At 39.5% G+C, this 5,088-nt stretch carries 6 protein-coding genes and 1 pseudogene; 6 read left to right on the top strand and 1 reads right to left on the bottom strand.

Translation table 11 applies throughout. The annotated features are described in order from the left end of the window. Positions 1–189 precede the first annotated feature (189 nt). From EKM99_RS15340 to EKM99_RS15315, 6 genes and pseudogenes are all read left to right on the top strand, one after another. Positions 190–1,119 (top strand): replication initiation protein, encoded by a 930-nt coding sequence (locus EKM99_RS15340; protein WP_125584182.1) that lies wholly within the window; start codon positions 190–192, stop codon positions 1,117–1,119. After that, positions 1,104–1,268 (top strand): annotated as a pseudogene (locus EKM99_RS15335) (RepB family plasmid replication initiator protein); the annotation flags it as partial. The gene EKM99_RS15340 and the pseudogene EKM99_RS15335, both read left to right, overlap by 16 nt. Positions 1,269–1,435: 167 nt before the next feature. Further along, the gene (locus tag EKM99_RS15330) at positions 1,436–2,053 is read left to right on the top strand and encodes a CadD family cadmium resistance transporter (protein ID WP_024855833.1); all 618 of its coding nucleotides are present in this window, start codon (positions 1,436–1,438) and stop codon (positions 2,051–2,053) included. A gap of 18 nt (positions 2,054–2,071) precedes the next feature. Further along, positions 2,072–2,419, top strand: coding sequence for an ArsR/SmtB family transcription factor (locus tag EKM99_RS15325; protein ID WP_010891100.1), 348 nt, complete (start codon positions 2,072–2,074; stop codon positions 2,417–2,419). 665 nt (positions 2,420–3,084) lie between these two features. Then, positions 3,085–3,438 carry a MobC family plasmid mobilization relaxosome protein gene (locus tag EKM99_RS15320; protein WP_024855836.1) on the top strand — a complete coding sequence of 118 codons (354 nt, stop codon included), beginning with the start codon at positions 3,085–3,087 and terminating at the stop codon, positions 3,436–3,438. Next, on the top strand, positions 3,420–4,592 hold the full coding sequence (locus EKM99_RS15315; RefSeq protein WP_125584181.1) for a relaxase/mobilization nuclease domain-containing protein: 1,173 nt from the start codon (positions 3,420–3,422) through the stop codon (positions 4,590–4,592). The genes EKM99_RS15320 and EKM99_RS15315 overlap by 19 nt, the downstream gene beginning before the upstream one ends. 315 nt (positions 4,593–4,907) lie before the next feature. Here the strand turns inward: EKM99_RS15315 and EKM99_RS16040 are convergent. Then, a partial coding sequence (locus EKM99_RS16040) for a hypothetical protein (RefSeq protein ID WP_225419887.1) occupies positions 4,908–5,088 on the bottom strand: 181 nt, incomplete at its 5' end.

Here is a 5,088-nt window from a genome sequence, read left to right as displayed (position 1 = left end):
CCTCTTTTAAGGGGGTGTTCCACGTTACTCTCCCAAGCGTTTCACAAATGTTTCGACTACCAATTGTCTGTTTATTGACTACGAATTGTCTGTTTATTGACTACCAATTGTCTGTTTATTGACTACCAATTGTCTGTTTATTGACTACTTCATTTATGATATAATAGTCATAGAAATGGAGCTGATTAAATGAGTAACGAATTAGTGAAGTATCAACCGGAACTGAATACCATTCCGCTGCGAAAATTTACGCCAACCGAGATGAATTTGTTTTTCTCGATTGTGTCTCGCATGCGAGATAAAGGCGACCAGACAGTCCGTTTCAGCTTTGAACAGCTCAAAGAGTTGAGTAATTACAAGCCCACCGCTAATCGGCGCTTTATCGACGATATTAAGCGCACTTACGACCACCTAATGGACTTGAGGTTCGGTAGTCAAAGTAAGTCAGGCTTGAGTTTCACGCGCTTTGTTATGTTCACCAAATTTCAAATTAATGGGGACGCTGACGAGCCCTATGTTGACGTTGAAGTTTATCGTGACGCAATTCCTTTGCTCAACAACCTAGAAAGCTGGGTACGTTACGCTTTAACCGAGTTTCGTGATCTTAAAAGTAGCTACGCAAAAACTATGTTTCGCTTGTTGAAAGGTTATCGCACCACGGGTTATGCTTACTTTTCAAAAAATGACTTCTTTGAATTATTAGCCATTCCAGTGAGCTACAGTACCAAAATGGCCAACGTTGATAGCAAAGTATTAGCCCCAATCAAAGAGGAACTAACCCCATTCTTTCGTGGCTTAACCATCCGCAAAAAATACGGTAAGGGACGTGGAAAGCCTGTCATCGGTTACGCTTTTGCTTGGAAAGCAGAACGCAAAGATGCCGAAGATGTCCACGTCAGCAAGACTGAACGCCTGAAGAAAGCCAAATTCAATATCGAGCACAATGGCGAACTGTCCGACAAAGAAAAATGGCGGGCAATTGATAAAATCAAAGGTCTCAAGCTAGGAACGACCGAAGCGGAACATAATAAACAAGAACAAGAGACGCGCGAAGAACAGATTCGTGCAGAGGAGCGACAAAAAATACTCGAAAAACTACGAAACGGAGGATTACTCTAACGGGGTGGTTTGAAGTTGTGCGTATTTGGGAAAATGGGCAACTTCAAATCAAAATCAATGAAGATTTTGCGCCATTTCTGTTGCAATTAAAAGATAAAGGGCACTACACCCAATACTTACTCGTTGATACCGTTAAACTGAAAAGTAAACGAATGTCGGCATAGCGTGAGCTATTAAGCCGACCATTCGACAAGTTTTGGGATTGTTAAGGGTTCCGAGGCTCAACGTCAATAAAGCAATTGGAATAAAGCAACTATAATTATTTAAAAAAATAAGCTATAATACATTCAAAAATATTTTTGAATGAGGCGTAATTATGATTCAGACTATTGTAACTGCTGCTATTCTTTATATTGCGACAGCATTAGACTTATTAGTGATTTTATTAATGTTCTTTGCTAGAGCAAAGACTAGGAAAGAATATCGAGATATTTATATTGGTCAATATGTAGGATCTGTGGCATTGATTGTCATAAGTTTATTCTTTGCCTTTGTCTTAAATTATGTTCCTGAAAAATGGATATTAGGATTATTAGGGTTAATACCGATTTATTTAGGAATTAAAGTGGCTATTTATGGTGATAGTGACGGAGAAGAGAGAACTAAAAAAGAATTGAATGAAAAAGGATTGTCTAAATTAGTTGGTACGATTGCAATTGTTACGATAGCAAGTTGTGGTGCTGATAATATCGGTGTATTTGTTCCCTATTTTGTGACATTAAGTGTTACTAATTTATTAATTACTTTGTTTGTCTTTTTAATTTTAATTTTCTTCTTGGTATTTACTGCACATAAATTAGCTAATATTCCAGGAGTTGGAGAAATTGTTGAGAGATTTGGTCGTTGGATTATGGCTGTTATTTATATAGCTTTAGGTTTATTTATTATTATAGAAAATGACACTATTCAAACAATTTTAGGATTTATATTTTAATTTAGGGTGTGATTTCATATGAGTTATGAAAATGCTTGTGATGTGATCTGTGTACATGAGGATAAAGTTAACAATGCTTTAAGTTTTTTAGAAGATGATAAATCTAAGAAATTACTTAACATTTTAGAAAAAATTTGTGATGAGAAGAAATTGAAAATTATATTATCTTTGATTAAAGAAGATGAGTTGTGTGTTTGTGATATTTCTTTGATATTGAAAATGAGTGTTGCTTCAACTTCACATCATTTAAGACTTTTATATAAAAATGATGTACTTGATTTTTATAAAAAGGGAAAGATGGCATATTATTTTATTAAAGACGATGAAATAAGAGAATTTTTCTCTAAAAATCAGGAGGGTTTTTGAAACGAGTGAAACGAGTTTCTTCTTGTCTTGATACTATATAGAAATAACTCGATTTTAAAATGTTCATCAATCCTTGATATGAGTGGAACTGCAAATTCTGTAGTCCGACAAGATAACATTTAAAAAAAGACAGATCAGTGGTTTCCACTGATCTGTCTTTTTTATTTGCTAATAAAACAGCTGAAAGCCTTGCTACAAGCGGACTAGCACAAATGCAACCTCGGTCAAGCGTGAGACGCTTGCCCTGTTCGGGCAGAACTCTCCATGAAATGGTCTGCTGGAAGAGCTCCTGCTGAAAGCATGCGTCAAGTGCAAAAATTGTCTTGATGAAATCATGCTTATTATGCAAAATAATTCGGCAGACAGCCCCCGTCGGGTAGACGCCATTTGCGGAATAAATCAGCAAATGGCATACGCAACGATTGGCAAAAAGTGGCTAGCATACAGCTAGTCATTTTGCCATGAGTTTGCGTAGCTAGGGGGTCAAGGGGCGAGCGCTAGCGTCCCCTTTGCAAGCACCACATCAGACACGTAAGTGGCTAGCATGTGGGTTGCTTGCCAAACCCCGTGAATTGATTTATTATGTGAGTAGAAACCCTTAGGGTTTCACGAGCTTAATCAATTAATTCACTTGCCTGTTAAGGCAAAATAAGGGGGTGGGACTAGTGAGCGAACAACCAAATATGGCTAGCTCTTATTCGAATAAACAACCTAATCGAAAAGAGAGTAGACAAATCAATTTTAGAGTGAGCGAGCAGGACTATTTAAAGCTTTCGCAATCTGCGAAAACTTTAAATATGTCCGTGCCTGCTTTTGTCAAAAAGAAGGCACAAGGGGCGCGGATCGTTGCCCCTAAGATTGGTGCAAAAGAAGCGCAAGAGTTAACCCGTCAATTAGCAAAAATTGGGAGTAATCTCAATCAATTAGCCAAACACGCCAATCAAGGGGGCAATGTTCCCGCCCAAGCATTGCAGGAACTGCAAAGTGAGGTGGCACACATATGGCAACAACTCACATAAAACGGTCTGCCAGCGCGTCACGCCTTGTCAATTACGCCGAAAAACGAGCGGTCTTAAAAGACGGACTAAACCTTGATGTTGACTACGCAAAAAGTCAATTCAAACAAGTCCGTGAAGTGTATGGCAATCAAGGCAAGACGCAGGCGTATGCTAGCCGTATCTCGTTTAGCCCCAAAGAATTTGACCCGACAAACGAAGATGACCAACAAAAAGCGCTCGATATTGCCAAAGAAGTGTATCAAAAAACCTACCCTAATCAGCAAGTCGCTTTGTACGAACATGCCGACACGGACGCTTTACACATTCATGCCGTCATTGGGGCAATCGACTTAGAAACAGGGAAAAAAATGCACGGTAACTGGCAAGAATACCGCGAAAAATTAGTCCATAATACCGATGAAATCGTACAAAAACATGGGCTTGAAGTTACGAAAGTTGACCCTGAACGCTATGAAAAACGTTCTATGGCAGAAATTAAAATGCATGATCGTGGGCAACCCACATGGAAAGACCAAATCAGACAAGCCGTTGACAGCACCATGTCTAATCCCCTGATTCGCGATTTTCAGACGTTTAGAGACGATTTAAAGCAAAAGGCGATAGATGTATGGGAACGGGGAAAAGACCTTACCTATCAGCTCACAGGCACGAATTATAAAGCACGTGGTAACAAACTCGGCACAGCTTACCAAAAGGGGGCAATTTACAATGAGTTGGAAAGACGTACCAGAGACTCAAGACTCAACCAAACAGATACCAGAAACCCAGATACAAACAGATTTAACAGCGCTCAATCAGACCCTGAAAGAAATCAGGAACTATCAGGGCACACAAATTCAACTCCAAAGCAAACAACAAATCGAATTGACCGAACAACTGGCACAAATCACACAAACCAGTCAAAAGGTCAATCAAGCCTTTCAACAGACCTTGAACAATTTAGAAAACAGCAGAGAGACCAACAAAGAACAATTAGTCGCGACGCTAAAAGACGCGCAAAACCACTTCAACGAGCAGACAAAGACCGTCAATCAAAGGACAATCGCCGAACTGCAAAAGATAAACAGCGTCCAACAGGACAACAACAACACGTTAAAAACCCTAAACGACAGCCTAAACCAGACCGTTCAAGGGACTATGGACCAAGTCGCTAACCGTTTATCTACGGAAATTGATCGAACACATAAAAATATGAGTTGGTATGAAATTAAAAATTATTTGTATGCTGTTGTACCAACAGGCTTGCTCTCAGGGCTCGTATTTTGGCTTCTGACGCATTTCTTTGCTTAACAGGTATTTATATGAAATTATCTTTAAAATGGCTTAGAACGCAAAGTATGGCCTTTTATGCCTATCTGGGCTTACCTGCCGAGCGTCAGTCGAGGCTTTTCCTGAACCACGCTTTTGATTTTGAATTTAGCGAGTGAATGAAGTGAACGCTGCAAGCAAAATGTGAGCGTGCTTTTCGCTCACTCCTTTTTGGTTTTTGGTCCTGATTTGGCATTTTGGGGCACGGAGACGAAGTCGGAGACCCCCACCTCTTTTATAACCTCTTTTAAAACCTCTTTTAAAACCTCTTTTAAGGGGGTGTTCCACGTTACTCTCCCAAGCGTTTCACAAATGTTTCGACTACCAATTGTCTGTTTATTG

The organism is Levilactobacillus cerevisiae (genome assembly GCF_003946245.1).
Lineage (GTDB): Bacteria > Bacillota > Bacilli > Lactobacillales > Lactobacillaceae > Levilactobacillus > Levilactobacillus cerevisiae.
Note: the sequence above shows the minus strand (reverse complement) of the source record. Positions and strands in the feature narration are given on the sequence as shown.